The organism is Psychromicrobium xiongbiense (assembly GCF_030271165.1).
GTDB classification, from domain to species: Bacteria; Actinomycetota; Actinomycetes; order Actinomycetales; family Micrococcaceae; genus Renibacterium; species Renibacterium xiongbiense.
In genome coordinates this window covers 19031-37273 of the sequence record NZ_JASSZH010000047.1, presented here as the reverse complement: position 1 = coordinate 37273, position 18243 = coordinate 19031, and the positions used below count along the sequence as shown (strand labels likewise).

Below are 18243 nucleotides of genomic sequence, written 5' to 3'. Positions count from 1 at the left end.
ACAGTCGATGATGTTATGGGGATTTTCCTTCCCATGCACTTTCATCTGTACTTTTTAGTTGAGGAGTTCTGGCCATGGCGAACATGCATGAATGTCACGTTTGATGAGCTCGACAACGCAGCAAAATCCCTGGAGAGCGGGAAGGCGGACCTGGAATCAAAGCTCGGTGAATTGCAGAAGCAAATCCAGGCCCTGGTGACCAGCGGCTACGTCACGGACAAGTCCTCGAAAGCCTACGAGGCGGAGTACCACCAGTTCACCCAGGGCGCACAGCAGGCAGTGAGCGGTCTTGACGGTCTCTCCCACTACCTCCACCACGCAGCGGACACCCTCCGCTCCACTGACGAGCAACTGGCCACCCAGCTGGGAAAATAAGCAGCTGGGTAAAAGCTAGGCAAATAAGCAGCGGAGCAGGTCCACTGGTAGTAGTCAACTGGTAGGAGCGAGGGGATGAGGGCGAGGTGAGGCACGTTGCAGTGGTCGTTGCAGGAACCTGATGCAGGGGATTTAGGCAGTATTTCCCGGCACTGGGACGTGATCGTTACTGCCTCGCAGATCCTGGATTCCTCGGGCAAAGCTGTTCAGGAAGCCGTTGATCATGTTGACGGTGGCTGGTCCGGTGCCGCCGCTGCCGCCTGGAAAGCTCAGGTCTCCGCGGTAGTTGACGTTCTTCTCCGGTCCCGCGCGGCGTTACACGCTGCGGGACCGGTGATCAATGACTACCTGATCGGCATGACCTCGTTGCGTACGCAGATGGATGAGGCCCGGCAGGCCGAGCTGACCTGGAAACCTCTCCAGACCCAGGCTGCGGCCTCGGCGGACACGCTCGCCGCCCAACTGCTCGCGCCAGGTGCGGGGTCTCTGGACGTGTGCCGGGTCGATGACTCTCTGGAGACCCTGCAGGTCCGCTCCGCCCTGTCCACGGCATGGGCCTCGGTCTCAGCAGCGCAGAAACACCTGACCGAGGCTCAGGCCACCCGGGACTACTGTGTGGGCAGGCGGCGGATGCTTGACGCGGATCTGGTATCCGGCCTGGGTGCCGCCCGGGCACTGGTGCCGAAGAACCTGCCCGCCGCCTTGTCCAGTGGGGCGGGCGTGCTGGGGCCCACGTTCAGTGCGAATCTGGTCCGCAGTTTCATCGGGAAGCTGCCTACCGATCAGTTGGAGAAGATTCTCAGTAACGATCAGGACGGCAAGCTGGCGCGGCTCCTCGCCGGGGCACTCCCGCAACCCGGCGATACGGTCGATGGCATCGATCCTCAGACCATGCTTGCCCTGGCCAGTGCCGCCGCAGCCCCAGCGACCCTGAGCCGTGGCCAGTCACTGGGACAGCTCTTCACCGGGCTCAGCCCGGAACAAGCGAGCAGGCTGGCGTTACTTTTTCCTGGTCTTGGCAACCTCGATGGCGTGCCCTTCCCCACCCGGTATCTGGCAAACAGGGTCAACATCGCCGCCGCGCTCCAGACACGCAAAGACAACGCGCCAGCTCTGAAGCAACAGATACAAGCGGCCCAAACGGCCGTCGACCAGGCGCAAAAGACTCTTGATGATGCGTTGAAGAATCCGCACCTCAATCCGCAGAGCCATGCTACGTTCCTTGACCAGCTTGCCAAGGCGCAGAAGGAACTGAAAAGACTCAACGACCAGTCAAAGCTGATCGGCATCTACACCAACTACCTGACCGAGAAGACGCAGTCCTACGAGATCGGACCGGACGGCAACCCGCTGCCTGAGCGTATCGGGCATCAGATCCTGGTGTTCTCCGACGCAGGCCCCGGATCCATCGCCGAAGTCTGGGGCAACCCAGCCACCGCAGCCCACACCGGGATCGCCGTCCCGGGAACCGGCGCCTCCATGCCCAACTTCGCCGGCGACTCCATCAGGATGGGCCAAAGCTTCATGGAACAGGCCTACCACCCAAAGGACGGCAAGCCACAGAGTTTGTCGATGGTCGTCTGGCAGGGCGGGGAATTCCCACAGAACATCCCGACCGTCGATGGGAACAGCCTGTTCCCAGATCACAGTGCAGGAAATCCTGAATATGCTAACCAACACGCGGACCGGCTGAACCGCTTCGCCGCCGCAGTCCAGGCACAGGCTCCCAACACCTCCATCGGCGTCGGCGGCCACAGCTACGGTGCGGCAAGCGTCGGTGCGGCAGAACACGCCGGGATGAAAGTCGACCGTGTCCTCTTCATCGAAGGCGCCGGAGTAGGGCCGGGCATCACCTCACTCAGGGGCTACCCCGAGTACGGGAGCACCATGTACTTTCAGATGACCGCTCCCGGGGACCCCATCCGGTGGGCATCCGTGGTCCCGGTGCTTGGTGTGAGCCCGGAAGCCGCGGACGGGGTGGCCTCCGTGGAAACCGGCTTCTACGACGACACTCATCGCGGCCCGGACGGCGTGCTCCTGAAAGACACCGCAGCACACACAGATGTCTTCACTAACGGGTCAACCGCCTGGGAAAACATGTTCAAGTTCTACACCGGCCAACCCATGGAAGCACAAGCGCCCTACGGGCAGATCACCGCACCCGGCTACCAACCCACCTACATTAGCGCAGACGCTCGACCCCCAGCTTCCGGTCAGCCGACCCGCTGATACCCACCCACCCACCCTAGGCTTGGACTGTGATGACCACCCCCAAAACCCGCACCCGACGCTCATCCTTCACGGTGGGTGTGGTGGTTGTTCTTGTAGGAGTGTTGATGAGTGCTTGTATGCCCGCAGTGCCGGTTGCGCCGGTGTCGTCGACGCCGCCGCCGAATCCGCACGAGATGATCAATGGTGGTCCGGTGGGGATTGGTCCGGATCTTCAGGCGGCGGTGAATTCTGCTTATACGCTGCACCGGGACTTGTTGGGCTTGCTTGACCCGTCCTCGTTCACCGGAAACTACGAGTTCCTGCCCATGAACACTCGGCGTCAATCGAATGAGACGCCGGACATGATGGACGGGCAAAGCTTCTGGCATCTGTACACGACGAGCGACCTTAAACAGGGGCTGGCGTATGACGCGATGTATCAGAAGCTGAAGATCTTCATGCTGTCTCAGGGGTGGACGATCAGAGATGGAGAGGAAAAAACTGCAGGCGTAGGCAGCGCGTTCTCGGCGATGACGAAGTTCCGCAAGGACGGTCCGGTCAACTATTTGGTGTTGAGCTTAGGAGGAGGTCCCCCTGCGGGGATTGGAATCACGGTTCAGACGAGGGCGTATCCGAATCCTCCGGTGAAGACGTGGCCGACTATTCGGGTGTGGCCGGAGCAGAGTGATCCTGAGTGGCGTCCGGTGGTGTCGTTGTGGCCTACGGGTGTGGGGCCGGTTCCTGGCCCGTACAGTGTGGACGTTCCGAGTAGTTCCCCGTCCCCAACGCCGTCCTCAACACAGTCTCCGTCGAAGTGAGGTAGCTAGTGAAGATTTTGCATCAACATTTTCAGGTGGCGGCTGGTCCGGTGGGTGAGCTGACGGTTTCGTATGCGTTGCTCAATGATCTGGCGATGGCGCTTCAGCGGGCTGGAACAGATCTGAATAAGTCGCCGGTTGTGCCGCAGGTGACAGCTTTTGGTGACGGGGCTGTGGACATGTCGGTGGGCGGGTTTTTCGCAGAGGTGACGGGCTTGCATGATCATGTTGCGTTGTCTTTGACGCGTACGGTGTCGCAGACGCATGACGCGGCTGAGTCTTATCGGCTTGCGGATGAGGCGATGGCGGCTGCCGCCAAGAAGTAGGCCTCACTCGGGTCCTGGTGCGGGGTTTCATGCTTGTCCTTTCAGTAGACTTTTTATGGTTGGTTGATCTCGGAAGGGGAGCGGATGTCTACGCAGTTCACCGTGGTGGATCAGAGCGGTGCCCGTGCGGTTGACGTGGTGGTAGATGCTGTTCCGGAGGCTGATGCAGGACTGGTTTTGCGGGCTGTGGCCGGTGATGCGGTCGCTCTGGTTGCTGGGGCCGGTGTCGCGTGGGCTGCGTCCGGGGTGTGCGACGGTGCGGTCGTTGACGCTGAGGGTGTCCTTTCACGCAGGGTTGATACGGGTGCGGTGCAGGCGGGGCGCGTGCAGGTTTTGCGGGTTGCTGGGGATGCGGGGTCTGTGTTCTCTCTTGGCCCGGGTCGGGCGAGTATTGGTTCTGGTGAGGATTGTTCGATAGTTCTTGCTGGCGAGGGGATGCCGTCCCTGGCTGCGGTCGTGGACATCGGCCCGGACGGTGTGTGGGTGGAGCGGGCGCAGGCTGATGTTGAGCTGGAGCTCAGTTCTGAGCCGGTTCTGGTGAGGGCACGGTGGGCTGATGGGGAGATTCTCCGTCTCGGCCAGGTGCTGCTGGCGTTACAGGCTGTTCCGGTGGAGGCCGCCTCGTTGAAGGCGTCTGAGGATGTGGGGAAGCTGGATTTCAACCGGCCGCCACGGCTGTTTCCACCGGCGCGGAACACGAAATTTCGTCTTCCGGCAGAGCCGAAGGAGGAGGGGAAGCGGTCGCTTCCCTTAGTGATGATGTTGGCGCCGTTAGCGGTGTCCGTGGGGATCGCGGTTGTGATGGGCAGGCCGATGTATTTGCTGTTCGGTTTGCTGTCGCCGGTATTGATGATCTCGAATTATTTCCAGTCGAAAAAGGCTGGGAAGGAAGGGTATCGGGATCGTGTGCGGGCGTATCGGGCATCGAAGCGCACGATCGAGGCTGATGCGCGGGCGGCGCTGGTGGCGTTTGCGAAGGAGCGGCGGCTGCTGAGTCCAGATCCGGCCACGGTGGGGTTGATCGCTACGACTCCGAGTACCCGGTTATGGGAGCGGCGGCGCACCAGCCCCGATTATCTTTCCGTGCGTGTGGGGGTGGCGACGCAGCCTTCGGACGTGGTGCTGGAGGATCCGGAACAGGCGGACCACAAGCGGCAGGTGACCTGGGATGCGCAGGATGTACCGGTGACCGTTTCGCTGCCTCGTCATGGTGTTCTGGGTGTCTGCGGCGCCCTGGAAGACACTCGGGCTGTGGGTGGCTGGGTGATGGCTCAGCTGGCGGTCACACAGAGCCCTCGCGATGTTCGCCTGTATCTGTTGACGGAGCCGAGTGCGGGTGGCCACTGGGATTGGGTGCGGTGGCTGCCTCATGTACTTGCACCGGATCGCGGGCGCTCTTTCGCGCTAGTGGGTTCTGACGCAGGCAGTGTTTCCGCACGGTTGGGCGAGCTTGGGACGTTGATTGCGCAGCGTCAGCACCTGCGCTCGTCGAGTGCTGGCCTGGAATTTTCTGATCCTGATGTGGTCGTGGTCCTGGACGGGGCCTGGGCGCTGCGGGGTCGTACCGGGATCGCGCAGCTGTTGCAGGACGGTCCGGCGGTCGGCGTGTACACGGTGTGTCTGGAGACCGAGGAGAGGTACCTTCCACAGGAATGTAATGCGGTGTTCAGGCAGGTCGATGGCGGGGTGTGGTCGTTGCGGCAGCAGCGCGAGCACGATGTTGACGGGGTGCAGGCGGACCTGGTTGAGGGGGCCTGGTGCGACTGGGTAGGCCGCGCCATTGCCCCGTTGCGTGATGCCGGTGACGACGCGGAGTCTTCGATCCCGGCATCGGCGCGCTTCCTGGAACTGATCGGGATGGAACAACCCAGCGCTGAGGCCGTGATGGGGCAGTGGGCCCGCGGCGGTCGGAGCACCGAGGTACTTCTGGGTGTGGATATGGAGGGCGGTTTCAGCGTTGATCTCCGTCGTGATGGTCCACATACTCTGGTGGGCGGGACCACCGGCGCCGGGAAGTCAGAGTTTTTGCAGACCCTGGTGGCGTCGTTGGCGGTATCGAATACCCCGGATGCCCTGAATTTTGTGTTGATCGACTACAAGGGTGGGGCCGCGTTTAAGGACTGTGTCGGTTTACCGCACACGGTGGGGAGTGTGACTGATCTGGACGCGCATTTGGTCGAGCGCGCCATCGCCTCCCTGGCGGCGGAGCTGCGCCGGCGGGAACATCTTCTGGCCGTGGTCGGCGCGAAAGACATCGAAGATTACACAGAGATCACAGATCGTGACCGGGCAGTACCGAAAATGCCGCGCCTGGTGTTGGTCGTTGACGAGTTCGCAGCGATGAAAACTGAACTACCAGACTTTGTGACCGGCATCGTCAATATTGCTCAACGGGGCAGGTCTCTGGGTATTCACCTGGTGTTGGCGACCCAGCGTCCCAGTGGTGCTATTACCCCCGATATTCGGGCGAACACGAACCTGCGGATCGCGTTGCGGGTCAGCGACGCCGGGGACAGCCTGGACATCATTTCGGCCCCAGATGCGGCCAGGATTTCCCAGTCGACTCCGGGCCGCGGCTATGTTCGCACGGGTGCGGAGTTGCTGCGCCCGTTCCAGGCCGCGCGGGTTGGCGGACGCCGACCCTCCGAGCGGTCTGGGGAGGTCCCTACCCCTGTGGTGGTGCCGATGCCGTGGAAGCAGCTGGGCCAGCCCTGGCCATCGCCGAGTCTCCGGGAGGACGGGCGGGACGATACGACGGATCTGATGGTGTTGGTCGAGCGGATCAGCGAGGCCGCGCAACGGTTAGGAATTGCGCCCCAGGTAACCCCGTGGCTGCCGCCGCTGCCCGAGGTGCTGGTCCTGGGCAACATCGTCCGTCCCGACCGGGTTGCTGATCGTGAGCCGGGCTGGATTGAACCGGTGGTCTTTGGTCTGGAAGATTTGCCGGGACAGCAACGTCAGCGGGCGCAGGTGCTGGATTTTCAGCATCTCGGGCACCTGTACGTGACCGGTTCGGCTCGTAGCGGCCGTTCTCAAACGTTGCGGACCATCGCGGGTTCAGTTGCCCGGACCGTCACGGTGGATGAGGTGCACCTGTACGGACTGGACTTCGGCAACGGAAGTTTGCTGGCGTTGACTGATCTTCCGCATTGTGGGGCGGTCGCGACGAGGGCGCAGCCTGAACGGGTGGAACGGCTCCTGGATCATCTTCTGAGCGAGGTCGCGTCCCGGCAGCGTTCCTTCACCCTGGCAGGGTTCGCGAATCTCACGGAGCAGCGTGCGCACAGCCAGCCTGCGGATCGGCTACCGCACCTGGTGGTGCTCTTCGATCAATGGGAAGGGTTCCTGAGCACCCTCGGTGACGGGGGCAGTAGCGGGCTGGCGGAGAAAGTCATCGCCTTGTTGCGTGAAGGCGCCTCTGCGGGTGTGCATTGCGTGATCTCCGGGGACAAACAACTTCTCTCAGCGCGGATGTCGTCACTGGTGGACTGGAAACTGATGCTGCGGTTCTCCGATCGTTCGGATTACACGCTGGGCGGCTTACAACCCCGCAAGCTCCCGGAGACGGTTCCAGCCGGGCGTGCCTTTGCGGCCGATACGGCGGTGGAAACGCAGATCGCTCTCCTGGCCGAGGACCCGGTAGGGCAGGCCCAAGTCGAGGCGCTGCATCATATTGCCCGGGAAGCCGCGGGACGGCCTGAGAACCAGCAGGCGCGGCATCAGCCCTTGGCGCTACGAACGTTGCCAACGCGGATCAGTCTCGAGGAGATCTGGGGGACAGGCACGCTACCGCCTGCGCCACTGTGTGCGGTGCTTGGTGTGGGCGGGGACCGTCTGGACACGGTCTGTGCGGATCTGCGCACCGGATCGCCGAGCTTCCTGATTCTGGGCTCGCCACGTAGTGGTCGGAGCACGATGGCGATCGCGATGGCAGAATCGCTGCGCCGCTATGGAACCGAGCTGGTCCTGATCGCCCCGCACGCCTCACCCCTGCGTGAGCTGACCGGGCGTCAGGGGGTACGAGCCGTTCTTGATCCGATGATGCTCGACCCAGAGGAACTGAACGTGATGACTGCAGAGGGTAAGACCCTGGCGGTAGTGATCGACGACGCCGAGCTCATCCAGGCGCCCCCGGTGCGGGATTGGCTCAAAGCCTATCTCCGCAAAGCCCGAGCCACCGTCCCGGACGGGTGGGGTCGCGCCCTGATCGCAACCGGCAACGTGGAAGACTTCGGTACCAGTGTGTTCGCCGGCTGGGAAACCGAGATGAAAACCAATCGCAGGGGAGCGATACTCAGCCCCACCGGCACACTCCAGGGCGTACACATCGGGATATCCCTGACCCGCACCCACCTCAGCCAGAGCGGCATCCCCGGACGAGCCCTGGCCAACAACGGCGACGGCATACTCCGCACCATCCAAACACCACTGATCTAAACCCTGCACGACCCCCGGCGCTGGGCATTGCATACGCGAGGGGAGCTTTTACTGCTCGTCGCCCGAGACCCGCTGGGGTGCCAGAGGAAGATTTGCCGGGGTCGGACGGGCGCGGAGCCACATATATGGTTTGCGCTGGTTTTCAGCGGTTTCGAAGCCTGCGACGCCGAGCTCTGCCAGGTGGTTGAGGTAGACCTCGTAGACTTTCCGATTCTGGCAACGGGTGTAGATCTGTTGGATCCTCCCGCCAGTGAAGAGCGCAATCAGTACGCCCAGAACGGATGCGCGGATTTTCTTGCCGTGGCCGAAACCGACCTTGCCGACGGTGTGACTCGCTAGTTCAATGGTGGCGAGGCCAGCACGCGTGGTGAATCGCAAGGTCATCGTTGCTGTGCTATCGGTGTCCATGACGACAATTCGTTCTGCGGAGCGCATCCACGAAGCAAACAAAAAAGCGTACATGCCAGCGATCACTATCACTATGAGAAGCAACATTGCTCCGAATAACACTGCCGATTCACTCCAGGAGAACGATGTAAGGCTCCCAATCCAGACGGCTTCGGCCGCAAAAATGAGAGGACCCACGATCGTAACTGCCCTAAAAAGTGGCACGCGCAACATATTTTTGAGTGACCACCAGACTAGGGCAGGAAGATCGTGAACAGTGGCGAGCCGGAGGTTCGAGGACCTCGCCAGCTCTTCAGCGACTTCCCGTTTTATTGCTAACGCCATCGTGACGGACTCCTTCGTGTTTTGGGTCGACGAAGCTCCCGAGGACGTGGTTTGTCCCAGCCCGGAATTGCCTCATCGAGACGGAAAATTTGACCATCGTCCAGGTTGCCGGCACGCTTGTCCGATCGACGCTGGTTTAGCCAGCCTGCGAGCGTGGCCTCCGCCTTGTCCTGACCATTCCCTCGGGGATAGTCCTCGTGCTCCGTCCAGAACTTTGCGAGCTGTTCTAGCCGATCCTCCCAGCGCAGCTTGGTGGCCTGTGACCGCTGGGTCTGTCGCCAATCGCCAAGTTCGTCCAGCCGGGCCGCTAGCTTCGAGTCAAGCCGCCCGACCTGCTCGGCCCGCAGTAGCGAGTTCAACCAAAGTCTGAGCCGTTTAGAATCGGAACTGGTGGGAACGCGTTGATGGAGCTGAACAAAGGCGCGCAGATCCGCTTCGTGTCTGGATGACGGTCGATCGCGTCTGTGGCGGCTCTCAATGTCTTTGTATAGGGCTCGCACGGGTCCGCGCAGATGGTGCAGGACCGCTTCGTAGCGGGCATTCAGGTATCCGGCTATCTCAGCGCTGTTATGACCGAGCAGGTAGAGGAGGGACCACTCAGGGTGTAGATCATCAGGGTGAGGATCCCACAGCCGGGCTGTCTCCGTTGTCTGGCTCTGCTCCAGAGACAGACGAATTGAGAGTCGTTTGATTTCCCGGGCTCTTTCGGGAGAATCCTGGAGCGCCGGCGCGTAGTAGCTGTCGGCCCCACTGACAGGAGGCGTCTTAGCTGCTGGAGGCGACGCCGCTCCTACGAAAGGCGTGGTCCGCCGGTTTCTTGCACACCACCCCGGGAGATAGGTATTCAGGAGATCTAGACGGTCAGCTCGGAGCACACCACGACGGTAGTTTTGGCGTTGAGAGTGGAGCCAGGTCCCTACTGTGTGTTCGGCCTGGGTGGAAGCGTACTTTAGGATCGGCCAGGTGCCAGTTGAAGAGAGAAGATCAATGGCTGCCTGGAGGTTGCGATGCCACTGTGCATCTTTGGCTTGTTGCGTAGGCGAAACTCTCCAGACTCCAATCGCATCAAGGGCGCGAGTGTCCTCTTCGGGGAGCAGCCCGCTCGCAAGAGCGTGCCGTTGCTCGCGAATCCAGGCCCCGAGGCGCTGCTCAGCGTGAGAATTTGCCGAGGTGGACGGGGCTCGCCGCTCGGCGGCGAGGAACCGCTCGTAGTCGTCTAGTGATTGCTGCCAGCGGCCTCGGGCAGGATCTGCCACGGGTATCTCGGTTTCGGATGGCGAGTTTGTTCTGTGGTCAGTTTCCAGCCTTGGATCGACTTCGATGGCTTGATTGATGCGAAACGCGACATCGCTGAGCCGCCGTGAGCAGAGCTGCGCGATCTGACCCTTGGTCATCCCAGCCCGGTACATGAGGAACCATTCCTCGTGGGTTTGAGGGAAGCTCCCCGAGCTCCATTGATCGATAGAGTACATGAACGGCTGCGATCTCAGCGAGCTGCTGTCGGTGCGGTCGGTAGCTCGTGCGGCTTGGCGGAACACATTGACGGGCCCGCCAGATTGGGCCGGGGTCTTGTGATGTGAGTGAACTTCGAGGATGACGCCATTCTGAGAGCATAACTTCCGTCGAATCTGAATCTATCGATTAAAGGGTGTTTCCCGCCGGCGACATAGATCAGTTTTGTTCTTCGGCTGGAGCCGGGCATCACAGATCGGCGTTCAGGCGAGCGGACACTCTTGTCACCCCATTGACAAACGGCCAGGCAGCTGATGGGCCCTGACCTACCAGAGACCCCGCCTGTGAAAATCGCTGCCGGCTGCTACCGGAATGGTGCTCCTGTACTGTCCACGTATACGTCGCCGTAGCCTTTGTCGTCCAGCAGAGACATCAGGGCTAGTTCTGCCTGGCGTTGATGAGGCGATGGGCCGATGCGAATGTGTACGATCGGCAGCCGTGTCTCGCTTATTTCTCCCGAGGCGAGCACCGTGCGAAACGGGCGCAAGCCGATATATGGTGTGATTCCAAACCGCGACGGCCGATAGCGCACGAAATCTCCATCTGAGATCCCGGCGGGGAAAACGACGCGAGTCTCCTTCTCGTCCCTAAATGCAGGATCTTTGATGCGGCAAATGAGGCGTTCAATCTCACGGTAGGTTTCGATCAACATCATTTGCCGCTCATCGTCCCTCACGCCAAGATCAATTCTGCTCCCAAGTTCGACAACATGAGCTACCAATTCTTGGATGAGGCGGTCCTGCTCATTGCTGTCGTACTCGACCGGGAGCCATTCCTGCGGGATGTCTCCGTATATTGGTGTCGACGAAGAAGGCTGCAACGTCCCCAGCAGTCCGATCGCGTATCCGACATCTCCCGTCCCGTAACCGCGCCACATAGAGAGACTGTCTCCATCCTTTGATGCGCTCAGTACGTATGTGTGAAGAACCTTGTCGTTCCGCTCAGTGGCGTCAATCCGCCAGCCGTTGTAGAGGAGTGAGGCTCCTTGCCCCAGGGTCAGATCTGAACGCTCGAAGGCATCCCGGACGAGCTCGGTACCTATTCTGATCTCGCTGTGGTCATTCAGAAGCATTGCAGAGGAAGCCCAGAACTCACCGTGTTCCAGAATCCCGATCATCCCAGCGCTGTTTGTGTAGTGCCAGACGAGGTCCCGTCCACCAAGGTCGGGTTGGATTCTGTGGCGAAAAGGCACTGGCAGGCTGCTGGCATCAAAAAATGGAGGATAGCTCGGCATGGGGCCAACTATATGCGAGGCGACTAGCCTCGCCCTCTCATGAGGGCGGGGCACTTTTCGCGTGCATGAACGGCGAAAGCTGCCAATGAAATGGGCAAAAGTTGTTACCGCACACCATTTCACATGTACTTCGAAGAGCGTCTTCGGGCTTACTTTGCGTTGACGTTCCTGTGTCCGTGTTGATTCCTCTGATGACGATGTGGTGTCCCAAGCAGATGGACTGGGCATGACCCAGACGAGCCATGCATCGGGTCTCGGTGCATGGCTCTCGGCGATGTTGGAGTCGTGGCGCAACCCCCTTGCCCACGTAATCCGGGGAAGACTCTTACTGATCCGGCGCTGTCACTGCTCCCGAATCGAGACACCCTCAACCCGGGCATCTCGCCGGATCTGCGCGAACAACTCCACCCTGGACTCCATCCCAATCCTCCCGAACGCCGTTCCCAACATGATGGGAACCACGTTCACAGGTGGGTACCGTTCAAGCCGTCATCACCCCCGGCATGTCGGCAAGGTGGGTACCATTCAAGCCGTCCCAGTGGGCTTCGATCAGACTGTCAGAATCACGGAACCTCGCCTCACGAAAGATCGAGGCCGACTGCGTCATTGACGGAACCCTGGAAGTCACCGCACCACTGATGGATTCGCTCGTTCGAGCGGCAGGAGCCATATCGATGGAGAGTGGAGATACTATGATCCTCATATGGCATCGAAACAGATACAGCCCGCCCTTCTGAAGCCACTGAAGGACGCCCTTGCGAAACTGTATTGGTATAAGAACGACCTCAAGGAATTCTTGATCTGCGCGGTGCCGGTGCCAGCACTTACCAGTGCCATCGACGGCACGCTGTCCAAGCGTGAGTTCTCTTCGAACTTCGTCATGGCGCTCTACAACGACCAACACAGGTATTTTGACGAGCTTCTCGGCCTCATCCTGGCGGTTTCGGACATCGTCGATCCGAACTGGCTCAAGGCACTCGACGACGACGACTTCAAGTACTCGGAGGCCGTAGTCGCCCTCGAGAACTTTCGAACTCAGGCTGCACCGTATCGCGATTGGCAGACTGAGACGGAGAAGATCTGGGCAAGGGCCGAGCAGCAGCGCAAGATGGCCGAGCGCCGCCGAGAGCACTCTGAAGCTCTGATCGACTTGAGGACCCGGTTCGGGTCTCTCCACGGTCTTGAGTCTCAAAAACGTGGGTATGAGTTAGAGAAATTTCTGCCAAGGTTATTTCACCTTTTTGAAATCGATGCCCGTGGAGGCTTCCGCATAGAGGGCGAACAGATCGACGGGGCTTTCACTCTCGAAGGCACTGACTATCTGATTGAGGCAAAATGGCGAGCGGCGCTCACGCCACTCGCCGACATCAGCGTCTTCAAAGCGAAGGTGGAAGGGAAGCTGGACAACACCTTGGGACTGTTCCTCTCGATGAATGGGTTCCAGCCCACCGCTGTGGAGAAGCTCAACGGTCAGGATCGATCCAAGGTCATTTTGATGGATGGAAGGGACTTGATGGCGATTCTGGACGAACGACTCGCACTACCCGCGATGATCACGCGGAAGCGGCAGCATGCTGCCCACACAGGAGAGGTATATCTTTCCGCCTGGGAGGTGGATTGAATTGAGTGAGGAACAGCCCACAAATCGACAGGGAACGGATCTGATCTCCAGCAAGGAGTTCCAAAGAGCGTTGGCGAATCCGCACGGGTTGGTTGCACTGCGGTACGTCGCCCGGTCGGCATCCGACCGTCTGGGCGACCCGACAGCGAATCAATCTGCGCGTACCTTCAGTGAACGACTCACAACCGAGGAACGGCTACCGAAGAACCAGGAGGATGCTCTAGACGACTTGGATGCGCTGTTTCGGAGATACAGCAAAGTGCCGATCCACAGTGTCGACGGAATGGTGAAACTTCATGAGTTGGTGCTGGATTCCTATCGCGCCGGGAGGTTGATTCCCACCCAGACCAAGGTCGCGCTCGAGAAGGTCGAACGGGAGCTTCAAGCGGTCCAGGAAGCACGCGACGTGTATCTGCGCCGACGTCTCCTTGAAGAAGAAGACTTCAGAGTTGCTGCCGAACAGCGGCTGGTTGAGGCTCAGGTCCGACTTCGGGACGCAGAGGCACGTCGGCAGATCGAGACAATCCAGATAGCCCCTCGTCTCGTAGAAGCAGAAACCCAAGCGGATGAGCGGAGCTACGCCAGCCGGCTTCGCAGCGGCTTGGTCAAGAATAGCTCAGCGCTTCTCCATAAAACCATCGACAACGACCGCCTGGAAAAAACCATCGGTGAGCACAAGCGAACCTTAAGCATACTTTGGACGCAAATTGTCCGACAGATCGTGCTCTGGGTGGGAGTTGCACTTCTCGTCCTTATCCTCTACACATTCTTTGTCGAGATCGCGGGGAACAAGGTGCCTGACTTGCTTGCTTGGCCCAACCAGTTCCGTCACGCCGTGTTCGATGGGCTGATACATAGATAATTAGTTCGCTTGTGACGCGAGACTCGTAGTTTTGATCCCAATGTCGCATGCACGAATTAGCTGATTGGCTGGATGCTTGGTGCTAAAACGTCATCCGCATCGATACGGACCTAACAGTTAGAGCCCCTCAATATGACCCTTCAGCTCGAACCTACCCGACTAGTCCGCATCGGGCATTCGCCTTGAGTATGGTCGAGCTATATCCGGTGATAGGAGTTGTTTCCTAGATTCGAGCAAAATTCATGGTAGGGGCGTCACCTCCTCGGGTGTTCGATACCAGTACTGACTTACGTCAGAATCATCGCTATGTGGGAGCGGGTCGGCAGTTCTAACTCTAAAGGTTGTCGGAATGCTGACTGAAGTTCCAAATACCAGAGCATGTTGCTTTGGTAGCGATGTTAACCGGTTCAGCACGGACTCTGAGATGAATGGGGTCATTCGCCGTATGTGTTGAAGGTCTTCCGGGTTTTGGATGCGGTGAATTACATAATTAGAGCATTGAGACAAAACGGTGCCCGAGAGCTCGCTCGGCCGCTGAGATGAAAGAATGAGGAAAAGTCCATATTTCCGACCTTCTTTGGCCACGCGTTCAAAAATCTTCTTCGCATCCAGTGTGCTCGCCGTTGCGGGCAGGCGTGCAACATACCTGTGAGCCTCTTCGAGTATAAGACTTACTGGGTAGGCATTTCGTGTCGTGCTCCGACGGAGCCGGTCGAAGACTAGTCTAGTCACCACCGACGAAACGACCTCTACTACCTCATCTTCAACAGTGCTGAGATCGAGGACGAACACCTGGCCATACTTCTTCTTTTCATCTCGCAGGTGTTTGATCCCAAGCAGCGAATCAACAAATCGATCAGGAGACACCAACGCTTGGCTGTTGCCAGATGGGGGTTCCAGCCGCATGAACTCAAATTCATCACGACTCTGGAGTGACTTGACTCTGGTCAGTAGGGTTGAACAGTAATCGCGAACACGTCTATTGCCGTGACTCTCTTCATACAGGATTGCCATTTCGAGGGCGGTTTGAAGATCGTCAAACCTGAAAGGCTGATTTAGATACGCCGGAATCTCGCAGTTTGGCAGCAGTACGCCTTTTAGCAATACCTCGAGTGATGCAAGGTTTCGTTCATCATATTTTCCATAGGAAATCCCTAGTTTGGCGGAGATTGTATCCTTAGAAATCTCGGGCGACTCGTAAACGTTCAGAAGCCCTCGAATCCTCGACTTTGAGGAGGTGTCGTTCTCGCTGTCGAAGAGAAGCTGAAGGATACAAGAGGCCAGGATATGATTTCGGATCTCTGGAAGGGGGCCCGGCCGGGCATTGGCAAAGAGGGATGTAAGTCCAAGTGCATTGCGCAACACTGGCCGTTGCACCTTGTCGCTCGCCTGGAGGAGCAGCTCCCATTCTTCGAGTGTGAGCAGCCAGTGGGGGAGGCGAAACTTCACCATCTCCTCACGCTCGTCGTATGGAGTGGCGGGATCAGGAGTTGCGGCTTGTGAATGCATGATACGTGCATAGATCCGTTGTATCGGTGCAGTCAGCTGCGAGACAGCTCTCCGATACTCACCGTTCGTGTCGAAGAGGATAAAGGTGCCGCCCCCAGCGGGAGCGTGGGATTCCTTTCCAAGAGCGGTCTGAAGGAGGCTCGCAATCGTGCACGACTTACCGCTGCCTGTGTTTCCGAGGATCGCGGAGTGCGCACCGAAAAAGTCGTTGATGCGGACCTTTACTTCGTAGTCATTGAAGACAACCGACGTGCCAACAGTGAGACTGTTGAGCTTCGTAGCGTTTGACCCGGGTATCGATACTTCCTGGTGGGCAACGTTAAGGATTCTATCGAGGTCCCGGTTCTCGACATGGAGAACGTCCCCGTACAAAGGCGGGAACTCCGAGACGCCGAAGGAGAAGTTGCCTGATTCGTCAAATGGGAGGGTGCCGAGAGGCGCCAGCGACAACTGGCGAGATGACGCCTGGGTAATGTCTTCCAACGACCTGGAAGCGCTCGAGACAGACGAGGAATCCGGACGTTCCTGAAGTCCTGTAACCTCAGCGACGACATACGCGTTTGTTAGCGGGATCAACACAAGGGAGCCGATGCGAGCCACGTAGTGCTGGCCATCGAAGCCAACAAGGGTGTAACCATCGGCAGTCTCTGTCATTTCAACACGAAACCGCTCCGCACTCACGTCCACGATGGTCCCAAGCCGTCGACGCCGGGCGTCACTTGTCGCCATCTTCATTTCCCTTCTTGAGGAATGAAAAAACATCCATGACGTTGCCGATGGCGTTCTCGGCGGGATCGTTGCTTCCCGAAGGCATCATATCTTCCACGAACTCTTTAAAGTAGTGGGCCTTCCAACTGGCGTTTGGATCCTCTGTCCCGATAATCCAAACGCGGGGATCGTTTAGGTCTTGAAGTGTCTTGACATACCTATTAGAAACCTCCGTTCCGAGTTCGGGTTTGGCGAACACGACCAGTCGGAAGGTAGGGATGGTTAGGGCCTGGAAGATGATGTTGTTGACGTGCTCATCCCCGAATCCGTAGCCAATCGTCACAAGCGCACTCTGCTCCTGAACTACTCTGGTCTGAAACTCCCGAAACATGTCAGAGTACGGAGCTGCGAAACTCGCGTTCTGCTTGGCCGGGGTCGGGTAGATAAGTGTCGCTTCGCCATCGCCGCTTTCACTGAGGGGTCGTTCAGCAACTGGGAAGAGGCCGGTTTCAACTGTATGCCAGTTCAGTGAACCATGGAGCTTGAGGAAGTAGACCAGATTGTCGAGGGACGTCCACCGCTGGGACGTAATGTCGAGTCGTTGAGCGATCGTGTAGCGAAAAGAGGCGGGATTGAATCTCTTCTCGATGGAACCTAGGAACCCATTTAGGTAGGGGATGCCGATACGGTCCATTGCGATCTCGTTGAAGAGATCATAGTTTGTAGTAGCGACGGTGGGCCGGGGCAGAGAGCGGGATCGTTGCGACAATTTTCGGTAAAAATTCTGATAGAACTCAAGAACAGAGCTCGCTTGGTCACCTCGCTGCCCGGCTAAGCATGTATCGAAGACGTACTTCTTTATGGCTTCTATCGCTCTATCGAGTGGGCCCTTAGTAGCCAAAAGCCTGGTGTTGTTTGTTTTCGCAAGTGCGAACTGGAAGCCAAAGAGCACTTCCATGAGGCGTTCAAGATTCCATGCGTAGTCGTCATCGGCTAGGTCGATTCCCAGGTCATCACCCAACACCCTCCTCACGTCCTCAGTGATCCCATACTTGTCTGCGATGTCGCCCTTGTCCTCGCCGAGTATTCCTTGGGCGAGCGGGCCCATCGTGGGGATACCTTGTTCAACCCATCCCGGAGAGTGCGACGAGCAACCAGAGCCGAAAAGGAAGGCTAGGTTCTTGGATGAGAGGACTTCGTTGAAGTCGTTTTTGGCAATGTCGAACGGGTTGCGACTCGCGGCTTCAGGCTGTCCATTTCGATAGTGAGTTCCTCCCTTGAGGAAGGTCAGCGGCTTGTCGGACGTAGCGGCAGTCATGGATCCTCCACGGCGAAGTATCTGGAACGGTGCTTCGGAATGTATGCATCAGAATCTACAGGAGTGGACAGGCTTCGCTGATTCACGCGGACGCTGCTAGGAACGCTTTGGGGAGGTTCGGCGGTTCCACGTCGTAAGAGCTTGAACTTAGGCGGTAGTTAGCACTTCCTGGTCGGCCCAGTCTGTGGGTCCGGGCGCTATGGCGAATCCTTGTCCATGGTTTTGGACTGGAACAATAGTCTGGAGAGTTGGTGTCATCGCCCTTGAGCGTCCCTCGTCTGAATCCCACGTTTCCGTAGGTACTTCAGGACCGTGTGCGCATCGAACCCAACCTTCTGGCCTGTTTGTTCCATGGACAGGCCGGCCACGTACAGCCTGGCAATCTCGTCAATCTGCTTTTTGGTCGGGGGAGCGAGCCGAAGGGCGACCCCTGCCGTCCTTGAGTTTCTTGCTGACGGTCGTCCGGCTGCATTCAAACTCCTGGGCCAATTCGTAAACTGCGGCACCCGCCACATACCTAGCAATAAGTTGCGACCTGATCAGGCGTAAGGCGGCGTTGTACTTGACGGGATCGGGGCCT

12 protein-coding genes are annotated in these 18243 nt (G+C 58.8%); 7 read left to right on the top strand and 5 right to left on the bottom strand.

The window, feature by feature from the left end; all coding sequences use genetic code 11:
• Positions 1-87 precede the first annotated feature (87 nt).
• The 5 genes from QQM37_RS14010 (at position 88) to QQM37_RS13990 (ending at position 8167) form a co-directional block, all read left to right on the top strand.
• Entirely contained in the window at positions 88-375 is a 288-nt protein-coding gene (locus QQM37_RS14010; RefSeq protein WP_285728234.1) for a WXG100 family type VII secretion target, read from the top strand.
• 159 nt (positions 376-534) lie between these two features.
• A complete protein-coding gene (locus QQM37_RS14005) occupies positions 535-2604 on the top strand; it encodes an alpha/beta hydrolase (RefSeq protein WP_285728233.1) in 2070 nt (689 codons plus the stop codon).
• A gap of 29 nt (positions 2605-2633) precedes the next feature.
• Entirely contained in the window at positions 2634-3404 is a 771-nt protein-coding gene (locus tag QQM37_RS14000) for a hypothetical protein (protein ID WP_285728232.1), read from the top strand.
• A gap of 8 nt (positions 3405-3412) precedes the next feature.
• Positions 3413-3730 (top strand): hypothetical protein, encoded by a 318-nt coding sequence (locus tag QQM37_RS13995; RefSeq protein WP_285728231.1) that lies wholly within the window; start codon positions 3413-3415, stop codon positions 3728-3730.
• Between the two features lie 84 nt (positions 3731-3814).
• Positions 3815-8167 carry an FtsK/SpoIIIE domain-containing protein gene (locus tag QQM37_RS13990; protein WP_285728230.1) on the top strand — a complete coding sequence of 1451 codons (4353 nt, stop codon included), beginning with the start codon at positions 3815-3817 and terminating at the stop codon, positions 8165-8167.
• 48 nt (positions 8168-8215) lie between these two features.
• Here the strand turns inward: QQM37_RS13990 and QQM37_RS13985 are convergent, their stop codons facing one another.
• The 3 genes from QQM37_RS13985 to QQM37_RS13980 all read right to left on the bottom strand — a co-directional run bounded on the left by QQM37_RS13985 (position 8216) and on the right by QQM37_RS13980 (position 11645).
• Positions 8216-8575 (bottom strand): hypothetical protein, encoded by a 360-nt coding sequence (locus QQM37_RS13985; protein WP_285728229.1) that lies wholly within the window; start codon positions 8573-8575, stop codon positions 8216-8218.
• A 314-nt stretch (positions 8576-8889) separates the two neighbouring features.
• The gene (locus QQM37_RS14550; protein ID WP_420030177.1) at positions 8890-10293 is read right to left on the bottom strand and encodes a helicase associated domain-containing protein; all 1404 of its coding nucleotides are present in this window, start codon (positions 10291-10293) and stop codon (positions 8890-8892) included.
• A gap of 422 nt (positions 10294-10715) precedes the next feature.
• Positions 10716-11645, bottom strand: a complete 930-nt coding sequence (locus tag QQM37_RS13980) for a DUF2971 domain-containing protein (RefSeq protein WP_285728228.1) — start codon at positions 11643-11645, stop codon at positions 10716-10718.
• Between the two features lie 703 nt (positions 11646-12348).
• Between QQM37_RS13980 and QQM37_RS13975 the strand changes: the two genes are divergently transcribed.
• Positions 12349-13266 (top strand): restriction endonuclease, encoded by a 918-nt coding sequence (locus QQM37_RS13975; protein WP_285728227.1) that lies wholly within the window; start codon positions 12349-12351, stop codon positions 13264-13266.
• A gap of 1 nt (position 13267) precedes the next feature.
• Positions 13268-14128 (top strand): hypothetical protein, encoded by an 861-nt coding sequence (locus QQM37_RS13970; RefSeq protein WP_285728226.1) that lies wholly within the window; start codon positions 13268-13270, stop codon positions 14126-14128.
• A 240-nt stretch (positions 14129-14368) separates the two neighbouring features.
• Here QQM37_RS13970 and QQM37_RS13965 read toward each other — a convergent pair whose 3' ends face one another.
• Together QQM37_RS13965 and QQM37_RS13960 are read right to left on the bottom strand one after the other, a co-directional pair.
• Positions 14369-16366: an ATP-binding protein gene (locus QQM37_RS13965; RefSeq protein ID WP_285728225.1), complete on the bottom strand. Its 1998-nt coding sequence runs from the start codon at positions 16364-16366 to the stop codon at positions 14369-14371.
• Positions 16353-17663: an SIR2 family protein gene (locus tag QQM37_RS13960; RefSeq protein WP_285728224.1), complete on the bottom strand. Its 1311-nt coding sequence runs from the start codon at positions 17661-17663 to the stop codon at positions 16353-16355. The genes QQM37_RS13965 and QQM37_RS13960 overlap by 14 nt, the downstream gene beginning before the upstream one ends.
• Positions 17664-18243 lie beyond the last annotated feature (580 nt).